The organism is Syntrophorhabdaceae bacterium, from assembly GCA_035541755.1.
GTDB lineage: Bacteria > Desulfobacterota > Syntrophorhabdia > Syntrophorhabdales > Syntrophorhabdaceae > PNOF01.
Genome location: DATKMQ010000180.1, coordinates 19,197 through 36,664, shown reverse-complemented (window position 1 = coordinate 36,664; position 17,468 = coordinate 19,197). Strand labels below are relative to the sequence as shown.

General features: G+C 50.2%; 18 protein-coding genes. All 18 read left to right on the top strand.

All coding sequences use genetic code 11. The annotated features are described in order from the left end of the window. Positions 1–891: TRAP transporter substrate-binding protein (locus VMT62_18360; protein ID HVN98397.1), on the top strand; the 891-nt coding region annotated here is incomplete at its 5' end. Positions 892–1,015: 124 nt separating this feature from the next. Next, positions 1,016–1,420 carry a nuclear transport factor 2 family protein gene (locus tag VMT62_18355; protein HVN98396.1) on the top strand — a complete coding sequence of 135 codons (405 nt, stop codon included), beginning with the start codon at positions 1,016–1,018 and terminating at the stop codon, positions 1,418–1,420. Between the two features lie 114 nt (positions 1,421–1,534). Further along, complete coding sequence (locus VMT62_18350) at positions 1,535–1,825, top strand: hypothetical protein (GenBank protein HVN98395.1); 291 nt, start codon at positions 1,535–1,537, stop codon at positions 1,823–1,825. A gap of 72 nt (positions 1,826–1,897) precedes the next feature. Continuing rightward, positions 1,898–2,065 carry a hypothetical protein gene (locus VMT62_18345; GenBank protein HVN98394.1) on the top strand — a complete coding sequence of 56 codons (168 nt, stop codon included), beginning with the start codon at positions 1,898–1,900 and terminating at the stop codon, positions 2,063–2,065. Between the two features lie 82 nt (positions 2,066–2,147). Then, a complete protein-coding gene (locus VMT62_18340) occupies positions 2,148–3,206 on the top strand; it encodes a hypothetical protein (GenBank protein ID HVN98393.1) in 1,059 nt (352 codons plus the stop codon). 29 nt (positions 3,207–3,235) lie between these two features. Further along, positions 3,236–4,165, top strand: a complete 930-nt coding sequence (locus VMT62_18335; protein ID HVN98392.1) for an FAD-dependent oxidoreductase — start codon at positions 3,236–3,238, stop codon at positions 4,163–4,165. Positions 4,166–4,428: 263 nt separating this feature from the next. Then, entirely contained in the window at positions 4,429–5,502 is a 1,074-nt protein-coding gene (locus tag VMT62_18330) for a GDSL-type esterase/lipase family protein (GenBank protein HVN98391.1), read from the top strand. 175 nt (positions 5,503–5,677) lie between these two features. Beyond that, positions 5,678–6,622 carry a hypothetical protein gene (locus VMT62_18325; GenBank protein HVN98390.1) on the top strand — a complete coding sequence of 315 codons (945 nt, stop codon included), beginning with the start codon at positions 5,678–5,680 and terminating at the stop codon, positions 6,620–6,622. Between the two features lie 231 nt (positions 6,623–6,853). Further along, positions 6,854–7,348 carry a MarR family transcriptional regulator gene (locus tag VMT62_18320; protein ID HVN98389.1) on the top strand — a complete coding sequence of 165 codons (495 nt, stop codon included), beginning with the start codon at positions 6,854–6,856 and terminating at the stop codon, positions 7,346–7,348. Positions 7,349–8,285: 937 nt separating this feature from the next. Further along, positions 8,286–8,942, top strand: coding sequence for a GntR family transcriptional regulator (locus tag VMT62_18315; GenBank protein ID HVN98388.1), 657 nt, complete (start codon positions 8,286–8,288; stop codon positions 8,940–8,942). Continuing rightward, positions 8,942–9,952, top strand: a complete 1,011-nt coding sequence (locus tag VMT62_18310) for a D-cysteine desulfhydrase family protein (GenBank protein HVN98387.1) — start codon at positions 8,942–8,944, stop codon at positions 9,950–9,952. The genes VMT62_18315 and VMT62_18310 overlap by 1 nt, the downstream gene beginning before the upstream one ends. Positions 9,953–9,984: 32 nt before the next feature. Further along, positions 9,985–10,407: a RidA family protein gene (locus VMT62_18305; protein HVN98386.1), complete on the top strand. Its 423-nt coding sequence runs from the start codon at positions 9,985–9,987 to the stop codon at positions 10,405–10,407. Next, positions 10,407–11,558 (top strand): MalY/PatB family protein, encoded by a 1,152-nt coding sequence (locus VMT62_18300; GenBank protein ID HVN98385.1) that lies wholly within the window; start codon positions 10,407–10,409, stop codon positions 11,556–11,558. Before VMT62_18305 ends, VMT62_18300 begins: the two co-directional genes overlap by 1 nt. Before the next feature lie 69 nt (positions 11,559–11,627). After that, positions 11,628–13,178 carry a glutathione ABC transporter substrate-binding protein gene (locus VMT62_18295; protein ID HVN98384.1) on the top strand — a complete coding sequence of 517 codons (1,551 nt, stop codon included), beginning with the start codon at positions 11,628–11,630 and terminating at the stop codon, positions 13,176–13,178. A 142-nt stretch (positions 13,179–13,320) separates the two neighbouring features. Next, positions 13,321–14,241: an ABC transporter permease gene (locus tag VMT62_18290; protein HVN98383.1), complete on the top strand. Its 921-nt coding sequence runs from the start codon at positions 13,321–13,323 to the stop codon at positions 14,239–14,241. Continuing rightward, positions 14,234–15,097 (top strand): ABC transporter permease, encoded by an 864-nt coding sequence (locus tag VMT62_18285; protein HVN98382.1) that lies wholly within the window; start codon positions 14,234–14,236, stop codon positions 15,095–15,097. Before VMT62_18290 ends, VMT62_18285 begins: the two co-directional genes overlap by 8 nt. 18 nt (positions 15,098–15,115) lie before the next feature. Further along, a complete protein-coding gene (locus VMT62_18280; protein ID HVN98381.1) occupies positions 15,116–16,168 on the top strand; it encodes an ABC transporter ATP-binding protein in 1,053 nt (350 codons plus the stop codon). A gap of 18 nt (positions 16,169–16,186) precedes the next feature. Next, complete coding sequence (locus VMT62_18275; protein ID HVN98380.1) at positions 16,187–17,155, top strand: dipeptide ABC transporter ATP-binding protein; 969 nt, start codon at positions 16,187–16,189, stop codon at positions 17,153–17,155. The last annotated feature ends 313 nt before the right edge of the window (positions 17,156–17,468 follow it).

Genomic DNA, 17,468 nt, shown 5'->3' with positions numbered 1-17,468 from the left:
AGCATCGCACTCGGAGAATTTGGGAAGGACATCGAGGCGAAGACGAACGGCAGGGTAAAGGTCGATTTTTTTCCCGGGGGCACGCTCACGCCGCCTAATCAGACATTCGATTCCCTCATTAAGGGCGTTGTGGATATCGGCGAGACTAGTTTTGCTATAACCCCGGGGCGTTTTCCTGTAATGGAAATTCTCGATCTGCCCACTGGAAGTGCGAGCTCCGCCGTAATGACAAGGCTCGCCAATGAATTCTACAAGAAATTCAAGCCTAAAGAATTGGATGGAGTAAAGGTTCTCTTTCTCACGGCACCATCACCGCAATACTTTCATACAAAGAAAGCGATCAGAAAACTCGAAGATCTGAAAGGAGTGAAAATCAGATGCGCCGGCGGAGCGGTGGTGAATGTCGTGAAGGCTCTCGGTGCGGTGCCGGTGGTTATGCCAGCGAGCGATGTGTATGATGCCATCTCAAAAGGGGTGGTGAACGGTCTTATTAATCCATGGGCGGCGGTGGGCCAGTTTAAATTCTACGAAGTGGCAGACTACACGACTGTTAACCGTAAGACATCCGTATCCGCAGTAGGCTTTATAGCGATGAACAAGACGAAATGGGAATCTCTGCCGGCCGATATCCAGAAGATCATAGAACAGCTCGGCAATGAATACGCCGGAAAGATGGCCGCCATCTGGGATGAGAAAGATGCAGAATCAATTAAAATCGCTGCGGACCATAAACACCAAACTATTAATTTAGACAGCGCAGAAGAGGACAGATGGGCTCAGCAGGTTGCCCCCCTTTACGATGCATATATCAAGGAAAAAGGTGCAAAAGGATTTCCTGCCGCCGAGGAAGTGGCATGGATCAGGGACTGGATAAAGAAGAACCAGAAATAGATACATATGCCTCTGGCCGCGGACGGACCATCTCTGAGCGAATAGCGCGTTGCCATGAATGAATGGCAACGCTGATGAGAGGAATTTGCAGATCATGAATGCTGGAAACCCAGAAAATACAACAATGACTAAGGAAAGACTCGAGCAATTCTACAGAGACTTTAGCACCAAGGGTTACGAGTACGGAGCGCTCAACTATTTTACGGAAGACGTTGTGTACGAGAATCCCGGAGGTCTCGAATACTCGGGTCGAGATAACGTAATTAACTATATGAAGGGGGTACACAGGGGAGAGGCCATCAAAGAAACTATCACCCCTGTCAGACTGCTGATCACCGGCGACGTCGCGGCGGCGGAACTTATTATTCAACTGGATGCCACGGTAGACGTACCCGATCATAACATCACACCGCTCAAAAAAGGTGATAGGGTCGCGCATAGAGTGAGTGCGTGGTATACGTTTCGCGGCAACAGGGTGGCCAGACTCAAGATATATCCGCCCGCGGCATTGACGCCAAAGCGGATGTAGAAATCTATAGACAGTATTATATTGGTGACAGTACAGGCAGAGAACCATGAGAAATACTTTCTACACGGCCATCGCGGTTAACGGATTGGAACAATTTCGGGAGGTGAAGCGACAATGGTCATAAAAGTGCTCAGCCCTGCCGGTGTGTTGCCGGCGTCAAAATGCCAGGTGAGCTCCCGCATCGGGGACCTGAACGGAAAGGTGATCTGTATTGTAGATAATGGGAAACCTAACTTCGATGTTTACGTGAAGAGGGTGGAAGAATTGCTACGTCAGAAGTATAATCTGGCCCAGGTAATACATGTGAAAAAAGGCCATCTTGGCTCCTCAAATCCCACGCCGCAGGATCGCCTTGATGAACTGGCCAGGACATGCCACGCGGTTATCAGTGGGATTGGTGACTGAGGATCATGCACATCGTGGTGTATCCACGATGCCATAGAATTTGAGAAACGTGGTGTAGCTACCGCTGCCATTGTGAGTGATCAGTTTGTCGGCCTCGCTAAGACTGTGGCGAGGGCCAAGGGGTTGAGCACGCTGACTCTCGTGGTGATTCCTCATCCCATCGGCGGCCTTGAGCCGGAAAAGGTGAGGGAGAAAGCGGATAAGTCGATCGATATATTAGTAAAAGCCCTCACTGGCTAGGTGCGATTGTAGGCCCTGTTCATACGAGGTCGGAGAAACAGTCGAAAGACGGAATGCCTTAAATACAAAGGAGTTCAGGCTCATGACCAATAAGACGAGATTACTTTCGGAACAGCTGGAAGTCGATGAATCTGCAGACGCAGCGAGCCAGCTTTTCTATGAAAAGGGATGGACAGACGGATTACCCATCGTTGCGCCTACGGAAGAGCGGGTATTGAGGGCGCTGTCTTCGGTAAACAGAGACCCGCAGGAACTGATCGCCACGCTCCCCCCGTTGAACGGCTCTGCGACAGTGGAGAAGATAGCGGTCAACGCTGTCATGGCAGGCTGCTTGCCCGAGTACCTGCCGGTTGTTATCGCTGCGGTGGAGTCGATTACCGACGAGAAGTTCGGAATTTTGGCGATTCAAACAACTACACATCCGTGCGGCGCCTTGGTTGTGATTAATGGTCCCATTGCAAAAAAACTCGGTATCAACGGAGGTGCCAGTGCCTTCGGCCCCGGCGGTCGGGCAAACGCAACGATCGGAAGAGCTTTGCGACTGATCATGCTCAACGTGGGTGGGGCTGTTCCCGGCGAAGTCGATAAATCGACGCAAGGACAGCCAGCGAAATATACCTATTGCGTGGCCGAGAACGAAGAACAAAATCCTTGGCAACCCTTGCATGTTGAACGCGGGTTCAATATGGACGACTCGACGGTTACAGTCTTCGCGGCGGAAGGCCCCCACAATATCCATGAGTCCGAGAGTCTCACAGGAAAGGGGATTTTAATGACCGCAGCGGGAACCATGGCCACCCCAGGTAATAATAATCTTTGGACCTTCATGGGCGAACCCCTTCTTGTGTTATGCCCTGAACACGCCAAGAGGCTGGCAGAAGATGGTTTTTCAAAAAATGATATAAAGGATTTTATATTCGAGTACGCACGATTTCCCCTTAATAGGATGCCCGAAGAACAAATCATGGCAAGGAAGAAGGGGGGTAAAGAGATGTACGGTGACTTTGTGGAAAGCGAATACGTGCCGCTGGCAAAAAGAGAAAACATCGTGGTGTTGGTAGTTGGAGGGGACGGAAAGCATTCCTGTTTTATTCCGACGTTCGGACCGAGCTACTCGGCTACGAAGCTAATCAGAGGGTAGCACGGACATGTGCGATCGAAAGGAAAGTTATGAACGAAAATTATGACGTCGTTATTATCGGTGCTGGTCCGGCAGGGTTAACCGCCGGTATCTACACGAGCCGCAATAGATTGCGGACACTGCTTCTGGACAGAGAAACAATCGGAGGAAAACTGCCTGACAGGGAGAAGATCGAAAACTACCCGAGTTACCCTGAAGGAATATCGGGCGCCGATTTGGGCACAAGGATGTTCGAACATGCGACAGCCTATGGTGCTGATCTCGAATTTGATACCGCTACCTCGATTGCTATAGAGAGAGATCGCAGGATAGTGAGGACACTGCAGGAGGAGTACGCTGTCAAAGCAGTTATTATAGCCGGTGGAGCCCGCAACAAGAAATTGCATGTTCCGGGGGAGGAGGAGTTTTCCGGACGAGGAGTCTTTTACTGTGCAACCTGTGATGGTCCTGGCTTCGCCAACCAGGTTGTAGCGGTAGCGGGAAGCGGGGATTCCGGCCTGACCGAAGCGCTCTATCTGGCGGGCTATGTGAAAAAAGTTATTGTGATTGAGGCGATGGATCGCAGTGGCGCTACAAAACTCCTACAAGAACGCGCGTTTGCGCATCCAAAAATAGAAATACGACTGAGTACTAGGATTGAGGCTATTCTCGGTGATGATCGGGTCAGGAGTCTATGGCTCGTTGATGCTCATACTGCGCGGAGGACCCAGGTGGTGGTTGACGGTTTGCTCGTCTGGATCGGGATGGAGCCAAATACTGATTACCTCAAAGCGACTGTTGAATTGGACAAGGCCGGAAGTGTTCTCGTGAATTACAAAATGGGTACCCGTATCCCCGGGGTTTTCGCCGCGGGAGACATACGTCACCAATCAGCTATGCAGGTAGCCGCAGCAGTCGGTGATGGCGCTACAGCAGCCATAGAGGCTTGTAAGTATATAACGGAGTGCAACTGGTGTTGATCTGTTGGAACACAGACCAAAAACGGGTGTTTTCTGAAGGCGTAGCGTGAGGTCGTGTGAAGAGCTCGCAAAACAGGATAAAGATTAGCGCCATTAGGCGGCTCCTGCAGGGGGTAACAGAGATCATGTGTAAACCAAAAAGTAGAGGAGAGGGTTGGATAACGACTTGGTCTGCGATGCTCGAAAAAGCGCCAGAACCTTCACTGGTGGTAAATAAGCAAACCCTGCGCCATCGGGTGGTGATAAGTGCTGGAGGAACCAAAGTGCGTGTAAGATTCTCCAATGAATGGGGGATCGCGCCCATTAAGTTTGGGGCAGCTTCACTACGCGTTGGGCCTGACGGTGCCTCGCATTCGCTCACGTTTGGTGGATTTCCCACAGCCACAATCTATCCCGGTGCCCCTATACTTAGTGATCCTGTTGAACTCAAAGTGCCTCCCATGGCCGAGTTAGATATCAGCATCTACTTTCCAGAACCAGCTGTGACGGCAGGCTATCACAGGGCGGTTGACCCGGATGGCCAGAGCCAGGTTCTGCCTTCTCTGAATGCCTGTTATTTGTCGGAAGGGAATCACACTGGTGATCCCGGTGCGCTGGAAGAAGCAAGAATTGAGCCGACAATCGTAAGCAGTGTCGAGGTCTATTCGACAAACAAACCAGCAGTACTTGTTATCTTCGGCGATACGAGGTCAGCGAATTGGCCCGATTTGATCATAAAAGAAAGTCAAGGCAGATTCGCGGTGGTGAACCAGTCCGGGTACGCCGGTTCACTCACGTTTGGGAAACCCGGTGAGACGGGCCTGCACCAGTGGTCGAGCGGTATAGCGCGTTTTGATCGAGACGTGCTCACCGTGTGCGGAGCTACCCATGTGTTGATCTTTATTGGGCACAACGATATATCTCTGCCCGGCATGAGAGAAAAAGGTTTCATTTTGGTCCCTGCGGACCAGATGCGGACATCCGATCAGATCATTGTGGCGCTGAGACAGATTGTAGATCGGGCTCGGGCCCATAATCTCAGGGTTATCGGCGGTACGCTGCAAATATACAAAGGCGGTACGTTTGAGGGGAGGGTTACCCCGCAGAAGCTGGATACTCGGGATACGGTAAATAACTGGATACGGGAAAGCGGGGTCTTCGATAGAGTGATTGACTTCGACGCTGTCGTGCGGGATCCCTTTGATCCAAACAGGGTACCGCCAGCGGGATATGATCCCGATAATTATAAACATGCTCCGACCGAGGCGGGCGTTGAAATGATGGCCAAGGCCGCAATGGACGTACTGAAGGGCGAACTCATGGAATTGGTCGATCGCAATGCGACAAGTGATTCCTAACACTATCGAAGATTGGTGAGTCCGCAGGGGACACCGAGCAAAGGTTTCGTTGGCGCAGTCTGCATACTTTACCGGAAAGAGCAACTTGTTAGGCAAGTATACGAAAAAGGAGGTTTCGTATGGTGGAATGTCAAGAGAGGTGGAGCAAAAAAACTCTTCAGGCAGGAGGGTCGATATGATCGCATTGTCACCTAAGGTAAGGCCTGCACCGCTTGCTCCCATAGCGATGGAGAGTAGTTCATCTATAAGCGATCGCCAATACCTGATTTATACGGTCAAGGCCGTTGTGGGTACATTCAAGACGCATAACCCCTCCTGGTTGCCCCTTGGCTCGAACGTGAAGATCACATATAACGGTAAGGCCGTGGGATTAGGGGAGAGCCTTTGGAAAACACTTTCTTCCATAAGCTCGGAAGAGATTTTTGCGGATCCGATAAGTGGATACGGAATTCTTTATGGCATTATGGAGGAGACGGGAAAGACGGGCAAAGAGACGGGAATATTAGCACTGGCAGTCAGGGTCGAGAAGAAACAGATCACCGGTATCGAGATGATTGTAGGCCACAAGCCGGAAGGTTGGGAAGAAGGTCTCGATGTAGCGGAGTGTCTTAAAGCCGGGAAGCCGGCATTGTGGAAACCTCAGGCCATGTCTCAATTGATGCCGCCGCTCAACACGGTAGTGGAGCCAGCGAGGCGTTCATCAAGGGATGATATGGTAGCTATAGCCCACAGCTACTGGGAGGGCCTTGAAATGCACGACAGCAGCGTCGTTCTTGCGGACCCCAAGAGTGATCGATACGAACAAGGTGTCTGTACGACGCGCACACCCGGTATGCCGGACCCGGCCGGTTGCGACCGGACGCCGGACAAGTTCCCTTGGATCAAGGTGGTGCGTAATCGCCGCTACCTGCTCGTTGACGAAGAACGCGGAATTGTTGTCTGCCATGTTTTTCTCGACACGCCTCCTGGCTATTATCCTCCTGATGCGCCTACAGTGGAGCGACCGCCAAAATCGGTATTGATTTCGGAGTTATTCAAGATTTATGATGGCAAGATTCAGCAAATTATTGCCATCCTCGATATGGAGCCCTTTGGTGTTCTTTCGGGTTGGGAGGAGTGAGCTATCCTTGCAACATGTGTCGATAAGAGAAAAGGGCGGTATTGATATCGTAGAGGATACCATTTCCGACGAAACGACAGACGTTGGTGTTCTGACTTTTAGGTATTTACTTTACGATTATAGTCGCTCTATAATTGGTTGAGCGATAAGGGTCGCCAATTTTGCCGGAAAATCTTAAACGAGTGTGAAAAGATCTCCGCACGCGTTTGGTTGGGAAAAGGGAGTGAAGACATGAAGAATCTTATAGATGCTAATGAATTAATTGATCTTCGGTTGCTCCTACGCAGGACCGAGGAAACCATACAAAAAGCGAGGCGGAAAGAACTGCGTAAATTTGGTATAACTCCCGAAACTTCTGCGACCCTGCATATCATCAGTGATTTAGGTGGAAGCGCGCGGGCTCTAGAGTTGTCACGCTGGCTTTTTCGAAAGCAACACTCCATTCACGGGCTCCTGGAAAGAATGGAGAAAGCAGGATTAATAGAAAAGATTGATGAGCCTGATCGAAAAAACGGCATCAGAGTGGCGCTGACGAAGCAGGGGGAGGCCCTGTACCGCCAGACGAAACAATTGGCGGGACCACGTAAGATTTTTTCGTCTCTTTCTGAGAAACAACGCGAAGAGTTGAAAGAATCTCTTCATATACTCCTCGACGAAGCGCGGAAGGAGCTTGGAATAAGAACAGAGGTGAAACTGAGACCTCTCAAGGTTTCCCGTCGAGCGTGACGGGGTCGAGAAAAGCATGTGACCCGCTTATGAATTTTCTTACATAAGCGCACCGCGATTTGAAACAACCATTTCCGATATTCGGCCGCCGGGAAAGAGCTATTGAATGTCATGATTCTTTCCGAGCGCCTCTGTCATAAATCTTCAGGTTTTTTATTAGCTATAAAGTAAGGAGAGAACTGAACAAAGCCAAACACCACTGGCTTATCCACCCCTGTAAAGACCAGCGGGCGATGCTCCAGTCCCGGCGGGATAGAGATAACCGAAGGCCTGTCGATAATGTACTTTTCTCCCTCCTCCCCCAGAATAATGTATGCTTCCGCATGGAAATCGTGACAGCTCATGGGATCAGACCCGAAGAAACACAGGAACTCCTCAAAATCATGTGTGTAGCCGTGCCCCCCATGGAGACCGGCGAAGAAATAGTTCCATAGTCATGTTAAAAGGCACTCCACCCCACGGGGCCACGGCATTCTTGCATCGCACGCTTACCACCGGTACCTGGATCTCAAGGTAGGCAGCTTTGCCAAAAGGTTCCTATAAGATATACTTTAGTATTATCCATTTTCCGCAACCTCCTTCTACTCGTATACGACCTGTATTGCAAAAACTTGCTTCAACCTTGCTTTATATTTAGCGCACCGATTAACTAGCGTCAAATTAGAAGTTCTAATGATGATCTTCACAGGGATTTGTTTAACACAATGAAATCCACCTGACGGAATACGAAGTGCGTCAGCAGGCTTCGGGGCTTTCCGGCTCTATGGGTCCTTTTCATCTGTTTGTCGAGCTCTTTTTTGGGTGCGAAGTACCCAAAATATCAGTCTCTCTCGCAATCAAAATAAATCTGCAAAGATCAAGAAATGTGTTGACAAACCTGTTTCATATTATATAATAATCACTGGTATGTTACTAATCATACTTGAGGTATTTAACAATGATATTAACAGATAACAAGACTATCGCCTTATCAGAAAAGGTTTGTCAGGCGTTAAAAGACAGGATAGTTTCAGGAAAGTATCCGCCCAAAACCATGCTGTCCGAAAAGGAAATATGTGATGAATTTTCCGTAAGCCGAACCCCTTTCCGAGAAGCCATTAAGAAGCTCGAAGAATTAAGATTGGTTGAAGTAGTACCTCGTTTCGGGACCTACGTGTCCCAGGTGAATTTGCATGAGGTGAGGGATGCGCTTGAAGTCAGATGTGTTCTAGAGCCCTTGGCCGCCCGATTGGCCGCGGAAAGAATAAAGCCCGAACAATTACACAGTTTCGAGTCGTTGATCAAAGAAGGGGAAGACGTCATAAGAAACAATGGTTCTATTCTGCTCCGCTCAAGGCTGGACAAGCGGTGCCATGATCATATTTCCGAGGCAGCTCACAACGGGATCCTGACTGCTGAGCTTGACAGGCTTCGACTCATTTGTACTCGCATATATTCTTCTTCCTTCAGAGAAGAAATATCTGTACCGGCAATTGTTGGACAATGGGGCAAGATCTACGGTGCGGTGAAAGCTAAAGACAGTGAGGCAGCGGGCGAATTCATGACTGAGCATATGAAATATACCGTGGACCATCTCAGAAAGGAATTCTTCTGATGGTCCACCTTCCCGATAAAATCACTTTAGCAAATTTACCGACAAGAATAGAAAAACTTAGCGCAACACTGGATAATACTGACAGTCCCGTCCTCTACATTAAAAGAGATGACGAGACCGGGATGGAAACCTCCGGAAATAAAATTAGAAAATTGGAATACACGTTGAAGGAAGCTCTTGCCCTCGGATGTGACTCTCTCATTACCTGCGGGGCGATACAATCTAATCACTGCAGGGCAACCGTGGCGGCTAGTGTAAAGATGGGGCTCAAGGTCTGCGTTGTATTGCGGGGCGATCCTGTCAGCGAGTACGACGGAAACTTGTTGCTGGACAAATTGTTAGGCGCTGAAATTAGATTTGTGGCACCCGCCGAATATAATCTGAGAATCGGCGGGATAATGAAAGATATAAAGAAAGAAATGGAAATCAAAGGCCTGAAGCCTTACGTGATTCCGTCAGGGGCCTCCAATGGGATAGGGGCTTTAGGCTATTACGCGGCCTTTCAAGAGATCGTGAATCAGGAAAATGCAATGGAATTACATTTTGACTGTATCGTCGTCGCGCTTGGTTCAGCCGGCACATATTCCGGGTTGTTCCTTGCACGGAATGTTTTGAAGGACGACAGGACCATTTTGGGGATCAGTGTAAGCGACAATGCAGCAGGATGCAAAAAAAGGATCGAAGAAATACTCCATGAAAGTACCGCGTATTTGAATGTTGGTATCCCGTATTCACCTGATGACATCAAGGTCATTGATGAATACGTGGGAGAAGGATACGGATTGTGCAGCCGAGATGAGCTTCGATTCATCGCCGATTTTGCCAGTACGGAGGGTATAATCCTAGATCCTGTATATACTGGAAAAGCGATGCATGGGCTAATGACAGAGATAAAGAAAGGTTCGCTCAATGTGTATCGGAACATACTCTTCATCCACACCGGGGGCATCTTCGATATATTTCCCTACAAGAAACTATTTGAGTCTTACGTGTGGAAGGCAGGCCTCTAAAAACGGAGATGTAATTTCTTATGGAGGAGACGATGAAATCAATTTTGACTGGCAGCGCCCCGCTACCGGTTGGTCCCTATTCGCAAGCCGTCCTTTCAACAGGGGGTGAGTATCTCTTCTTATCGGGCCAACTTGGTCTTGACTTATCGGGAGCAATTGTCAAAGGTAGCGTCGAGGCCGAGGCCAAACAGGTATTCGCAAACATAGAAGCCGTCCTCGCCGCCGCAGGAATGGGAAGAAGAAACGTAGTTAAAACGACGATATTCTTGAAGGACATGAATGATTTCTCGGTGGTCAACAGCCTATACGAAACATTCTTCGGCGACCATAGACCGGCCCGAAGCACTATAGAAGTATCTCGGCTTCCCAAGGGAGGACTGATTGAAATCGAAGCCATAGCCGTGAAGGCAGGGGGTTCGTCTTGTCAGGAATCAACATCGGCCGAGGTAGAGTAATGAAGTATGATTTTGACCAAGTCATAGATAGAAGGAACACAGACAGCTTTAAATGGCAACGGTATGGCAGCGAGGTAATCCCCCTATGGGTGGCAGACATGGATTTTGTCTCTGCTGAGCCGATCGTTGAGGCCCTTCGTACACGATCGGCTCATGGGATTTTCGGATATGTGAGACCCGGAGCGGAGCTTATAGACGTGATCGTAAGCAGGCTTAAGAAACTTTACAGATGGAACGTTTCGGAAGAACACATTGTATTTGTACCTGGGGTCGTGACCGGACTCAATTTCGCTTTCCAGATCTTTGCCAACCCCGGAGATGGCGTACTTATCCAGCCTCCTGTTTATTCGCATTTTATCACCGATCCGATAGTCCGAGGTCGCACTATTGTGGATCCTCCGCTCGTGCAAAAAGGGCCCAGGTACGAAATAGATTTTGAAACCTTTGAGCGAGCCATCAGCGCTGGGACAAAGATCTTCGTGTTGTGCAATCCGCATAATCCCGTTGGCCGCGTTTTTGACAGGAACGAATTGGCGAAACTTGCCGAAATATGTCTAAAACACGGCCTTCTCATTTGCTCCGACGAAATACACTGTGATCTCCTGTATCCGGGCAATCATCACATACCGATAGCAACTCTCGCTGAAGAGGTGGCCGAAAGGACCATAACGTTCATGTCGCCGAGCAAGACCTTTAACCTTGCGGGGCTGAAATGTTCTTTTGCGATAATAAGGAATCAGGAAATGCGCGAGAGATGGATAACGGCGAGTCAGGGCCTTATCCCGCACGTGAACATTATGGGTCTGACCGCGGCCCTGGCCGGCTTCAAGGATGGCCAGGAGTGGCTCGATCAGTGTCTTGAATACTTGCATGGTAACCGGGATTATCTGGCGCAGTATGTGCGCGACAAACTTCCGTCCATTAGTATGGGGAAGATGGAGGCGACTTACTTGGCCTGGCTTGATTGCAGGCAATCGGGAATACCCGGCAACCCTTTTCAATTCTTTCTCGATGAAGCAAGGGTCGCCCTCAATGACGGAGAGGAATGCGGAAAAGGTGGAACCGGGTTTGTAAGACTCAATTTTGCCTGTCCGAGGAAGATCCTGACAGAAGGTCTTGAACGCATGGCCAATGCTCTGCGAATTTTGTAAATGCGGGACTTAACGCCTCAGGCTCAATGTTGTCCCGTTTAGATGAGGCAATAGGAAAAAGGAGGATTTATGAAACGCTTTCTTAGCTCGGTCGTTTTAATCGTTCTGATGTTAATGTGTATGGTTTGTTTCTCGTCCCCGGTTATGGCTGAGGCTGGTAAGAAAACACTCGTCTATGCGGCGAGTGCGGACCCTGACAGCCTTGACCCGGCAAATGCTCTCGGAAATCCTTCTGAGGCAGCTGACCGCATGATCTACGAAAATCTCGTGCGGTTCGATGAAAAATTAAAGCTTGTGCCTGGGCTTGCCACGGAATGGAAGCAGGCTAAAGATGGTATGTCATGGACCTTCTCGTTAAGAAAGGGCGTAAAGTTCCACGATGGAACGCCTTTTAACGCTGAGGCCGTAAAGACCTTCTTCGAAAGAATGATCGGACCTGAAAAACCGGCACGGGCAAGTCTCTTCGCTCCCTACGTGCAGTCGGTTGAAGTGCTCAACGATTACAGCATCAAGGTGAACATGAAAATGCGCTGCTCTTTCTTCACCAATAATCTGGCTCACAGCGCCTCGGGAATTATCAGCCCCGCCGCACTCAAGACCTATGGAAAAGAGATTGGCCGTCATCCTGTGGGCACAGGCCCTTTCAAACTTGTTGAATGGGTTTTCGGCGATCATCTGACATTGGCCCGAAACAACGATTACTGGGCGGGAAAGGCAGGCCTTGACGAGATCATCGTGAAGACCGTGAAAGAAGACAGCTCCAGGGTCATGATGCTCCAGTCCGGCGATGCCGACCTTATCGTGAATATCCCTTCGGAGGATATAGCGAGGCTCGAGAAGAATCCAAAAATAAAACTCGATTCAACGGATACCCTGAAAGTCCTTTTTCTGGGCATGAACTGCAGCAAGAAACCTTTCAATGATACAAAAGTCCGGCAAGCGTTAGCCTACGCAATCGATAAAGAGACCATTGCAAAAAGTCTTTACAATGGTGGCGGCTCCGCGGTTCCGAGTATTGTCGCACCTCCCACCACAGGTTATTTTCCCGTGAAAGGTCTGGGGTATGACCCTCAGAAGGCGAAGAATCTCCTTAAGGTCGCGGGTTATCCTAACGGGCTCAAGGTTAATCTCTGGACGCCCCAGGGCAGGTATCCAAAGGATTTTGAGTTGGCGCAGGCCATTCAGCAGCAACTGAAAAAGATTGGCGTGGAAGTAAACATTCAGGCCATGGAATGGGCCGCCTTCCTGGCTGCCACCGGTAAAGCTCCGGAACAGGCCGATGTGGAACTTTTTATTATGGGATGGTCTCCTTCCACTGCGGAAATAGGATATACTTTTACGATGTTTACGACGAGCACGATCGTGCCGAATGGCAATAACCGCCTCCTCTACTCCAGTAAAGAGTTTGACGGCATCGTACTCAAATTCCTCCAGGCTACCACCAAGGAACAGATGAACAAATATCTCAAGGCCGCCCAGGAATACCTGGCTAACGAAGTTCCCTGTGTCCCGCTCATCAGAACCAGATTGACTATCGGGTATGCGAAGAACCTTAAGGGCGTTATCAATTCGCCATTGGAACTCACCTATGCGGACTATAAGACGACCTTTGAGAAATAAACAAGAACGCCTCACGTTGTAAAGGACCGGGAGGGAACGAAGCACATAACGTTCCCTCCCTCTGAAATATGCTCGCGACCCGGGCGAATCGGTCGATTAAGGCGAACCGATCGCGAAACGGTATTTGGGAGGCTGCCGCAAGATGACACGTTACATTGCAAGAAGAATTGTCATGCTCCTGCCTGTGCTTTTCGGGGTATCGCTCATTTCTTTTGCCCTGCTTCATATGGTACCAGGAGATCCCGTAACCCTTCTTGCAGGCGATCAGGCCGATCAGGCGTTTATCCAGAACCTAAAAAAAGAATACGGACTGGACAAACCCCTCCACGTACAATATTACCAGTTCATATCCCATGTGATCCGTTGCGACTTCGGTACGTCCATCCGAAGTCACCAACCCGTTGCCAAACTGCTCAGAGAACGCTTCGTGTTTACGGCACAGCTAGCCTTCCTTTCGATCATCATCGCCGCCTTTATCGGCCTGATTGCAGGTGTAATATCGGCCACCAGGAGATATTCCATCTTTGACAACCTATCCATGGTCGGTTCTCTTTTCGGGATTTCCATGCCCATTTTCTGGCTTGCCCTGTTGCTGATGCTCGTCTTTTCCGTCTCTCTCGGGTGGTTCCCCGCAGGCGGAAAGGGAACGCTAAAACATCTCGTCCTTCCCGCTATTGCACTCGGCGCTTCGTCCTCCGCGGTCATAGCGCGTATGACCAGGGCTTCCATGTTGGAGGTGATCCGCCAGGACTATATCCGGACGGCCCGGGCTAATGGTTTCAGAGAAATAATTGTTATTTCGAAACATGCGCTGAAAAATGCCATGATCCCCGTAATCACGGTATTCGGACTGGAATTTGGATATATGCTTGGCGGCGCTGTGCTTACGGAAACCGTTTTTTCTCTGCCTGGATTAGGCAGGTTGATGGTGGATGGAATCTTTCAGAGGGACTACCCGGTTGTGCAGGGGGCCATGCTTCTTGTGGCGACAACGTTCGTAGTGGTGAACCTGATAACGGACATTGCCTATTCTTTTGTGGACCCGAGGATACGCTATGAATAAAACGTCAGTGGTCAAGACAGGCCAGAAAAGAGAGGTCTGGCGCAGGCTCAAAAGAAACCGCGCCGCTGTGACGGGAGGGGTGATCCTTCTCGTCTTCCTTGTTGTCTCCCTTCTGGGACCGCTCATCGCTCCGTACCCTGCTAATGAAGGAGATCTGACGAAACGCCTCGAAGCCCCAAGCCGCGCGCATCTACTCGGAACAGATGCCCTCGGCAGAGATCTCTTAAGCCGGGTCATCTGTGGAGCCAGAATTTCCCTGGAGATTCAGATCGCTGCGGTCATGATAGCTCTGATTATAGGCACCATCATCGGGATGATCGGTGGATATTACGGCGGAGCGATCGATCATACTATCATGAGAGTAATGGACATCCTGCTCGCTTTCCCCGGAATCTTCCTGGCCATCGCCATTGTGGCGGTTCTGGGAACGGGCCTTACCAATCTAATATTCGCAGCCGGTATCTACTCGATTCCTCAATTTGCGCGGGTAGTTCGCGGGTCTGTCATTACGTTGAAGGAGCGCGAATTCGTGGAAGCGGCCCGCGTTGCAGGAGAAACAGACACCAATATACTGGCACGGTATATCCTGCCCAATTCCATGGCGCCGCTCATCGTGCAAACAACTTTGCGAATGGCCACAGTGCTTTTGACCGCATCAGGCCTGAGTTTCCTGGGATTGGGCGTCCAACCCCCGGCGCCGGAATGGGGGGCCATGCTTTCCAATTCGAGGGATTATCTGGTTACTGCGCCGCACGCAGCTATCGTGCCGGGGTTTGCAATTATGCTGGTAGTAATGGGGTTCAACCTTTTCGGGGACGGATTAAGGGATTCCCTGGATCCGCGACTTCGAGATTAGACGGAAAAGGCTCACGAAATGGGACAACTTCTACAGATAACAGATTTGGAAACTCACTTCTACTCCTCGGGGAAAACAACCAAAGCGCTCGACGGAGTGAGCTTCGAGATCGAGGAGGGAGAGACCTTCGGGCTCGTGGGCGAATCGGGGTGCGGCAAGTCAGTTACGGCTCTCTCTATATTGCGGCTCATACCGGATCCGCCTGGCAAAATAGTTGGAGGAAAGATTCTCTTCAAGGGAAGGGACCTGCTCGAGGCCACCGAAAGAGAAATCCGCTCAATGAGAGGCAAAGAGATTTCCATGATCTTTCAGGAGCCTATGACTTCCCTGAATCCTGTGTTTCGAATCGGTCAACAGGTTGCAGACGTGATAAGGCTGCACCAGGGAACGGGAGAGCGCGCATCCATGCAAAAAGCCGTGGAGATGCTGGCAAAGGTCCACATCCCCGATGCGGAAGACGTAGCACGGCGGTTTCCGCACCAGTTAAGCGGGGGCATGAGACAGAGAGTGATGATAGCAATGGAATTATCCTGCCGGCCTTCTCTTCTTATTGCCGATGAGCCAACAACAGCGCTGGATGTGACCATACAGGCGCAGATTCTCGAGCTCGTTCGGGAAATGAGAGACGAACTGCAGACCTCAATCCTGCTCATTACCCACGATTTGGGAGTTGTTGCCGAGTTGTGCGATCAAGTGGCGGTGATGTACGCCGGCTCGATAGTTGAGCGCGCCACAGTGGACAAGATCTTTGCAGGTCCGAAACATCCGTATACCCAGGGCCTGTGGGGCGCCATTCCTCCCGTAGACGAGGAAAAATCGGTGCTTTCAGTCATACCAGGCAGCGTCCCTGATTTAAGTGAATTGCCCCAGGGTTGCAAGTTTCATCCCCGATGTTCTTTTCGGTTTGACCCGTGCACCCGTACCCGCCCCCCACTCATTGAAGGGTCACCGGGACACTTCGTATCATGCTGGCTGTACACGAATCATTCAACATCGGGCATTACGCGCGAATATGGATCTTATCCGGCTGCCGGGACGTCTGATGCGAATCGCACGCAGCTTAAGGGATAAGGAGATGAGCACATCAATATGACTGAACATCTTCTCGACGTAATCGGTCTCAAAAAACATTTTGCCATCGATAGAGGTTGGGGGGCGCAAAACAAGGCATTTGTGCGGGCCGTTGATGGGGTTGACTTCTCAATAGACCAGGGAAGAACGTTGGGCCTGGTGGGTGAATCAGGATGCGGCAAGACTACCGTAGGAAGGCTAATCCTCAAACTGATTGAGCCTACCGAAGGAAAGATTGTTTTCGATAACAGAGATCTTACCGGGGTCGACGCCAAGAACATGCGTCCCTTGAGACGTTCCATGCAATTCATCTTCCAGGACCCTTTTGCGTCGTTGAACCCGAGAATGACGATCGGCGAGATTGTCGGGCGTCCCATGGAGATCCACCATCTGGTCCAAAGATCAGAAAGAGACGAGCAGGTTTGCAGCCTGTTGGAAGCAGTCGGGTTACGAAGAGATCAGTTCAGCAGATATCCGCACGAATTCTCGGGCGGGCAACGGCAAAGAATTGGAATCGCTCGGGCGCTGGCCACAAAACCAAAACTGGTCGTGGCTGACGAACCGACCTCGGCGCTCGATGTTTCCGTTCAGGCGCAGATCCTCAACCTCATGAAAGATCTGCAAGAAAAACTCGGCCTCGCGTATCTGTTCATTTCGCACAATATTGGTGTGATCCGGCACATCAGTGATCGTGTGGGGGTGATGTATCTCGGCAGAATCGTAGAAATGGCGGACAAAGCCAGCTTTTTCAAGGCTCCGGCGCACCCTTACAGCCGGGCATTGTTGAATGCCGTTCCTTCATTGCACGTTGGCACACCGAAAAAAAGAGTACTGCTGCAGGGTGATGTGCCGAGCCCGATCAATCCTCCGCCGGGATGTCCATTCCATAACCGATGCCCAAACGTTCTCTCGGTCTGCAGAGACGAAGAGACCATATTCAAGCAGATTGAAGAGGGCCATTGGGTGGCCTGTCATCTGTATCAATAAGCAAAGATGCGCAGGCGAGACTGAACGAAACATTGACTTGACCCAGAAGTTTGGGGGTTTTTTTGGGGCATCTGCACTAAGCACGAATAATAATGCTAACGTGTTGTCAGGTAGTTAGCTACATTGTTCGATGGACGCCGCCGTCCACCAAACCATAATCCGACGCAATCTAATGAAGGAGAACGGTTGAGACAATCAGGGTTTTACTTTTTCGCGCTCCCCGTCTCACACGGATAGGTTGGTGCGCAACCGAGCATGAAGCTCTTTGCGGTAGAACGGAAAACGTTGTGGCGGGGTGCTTGACGAGAGAATC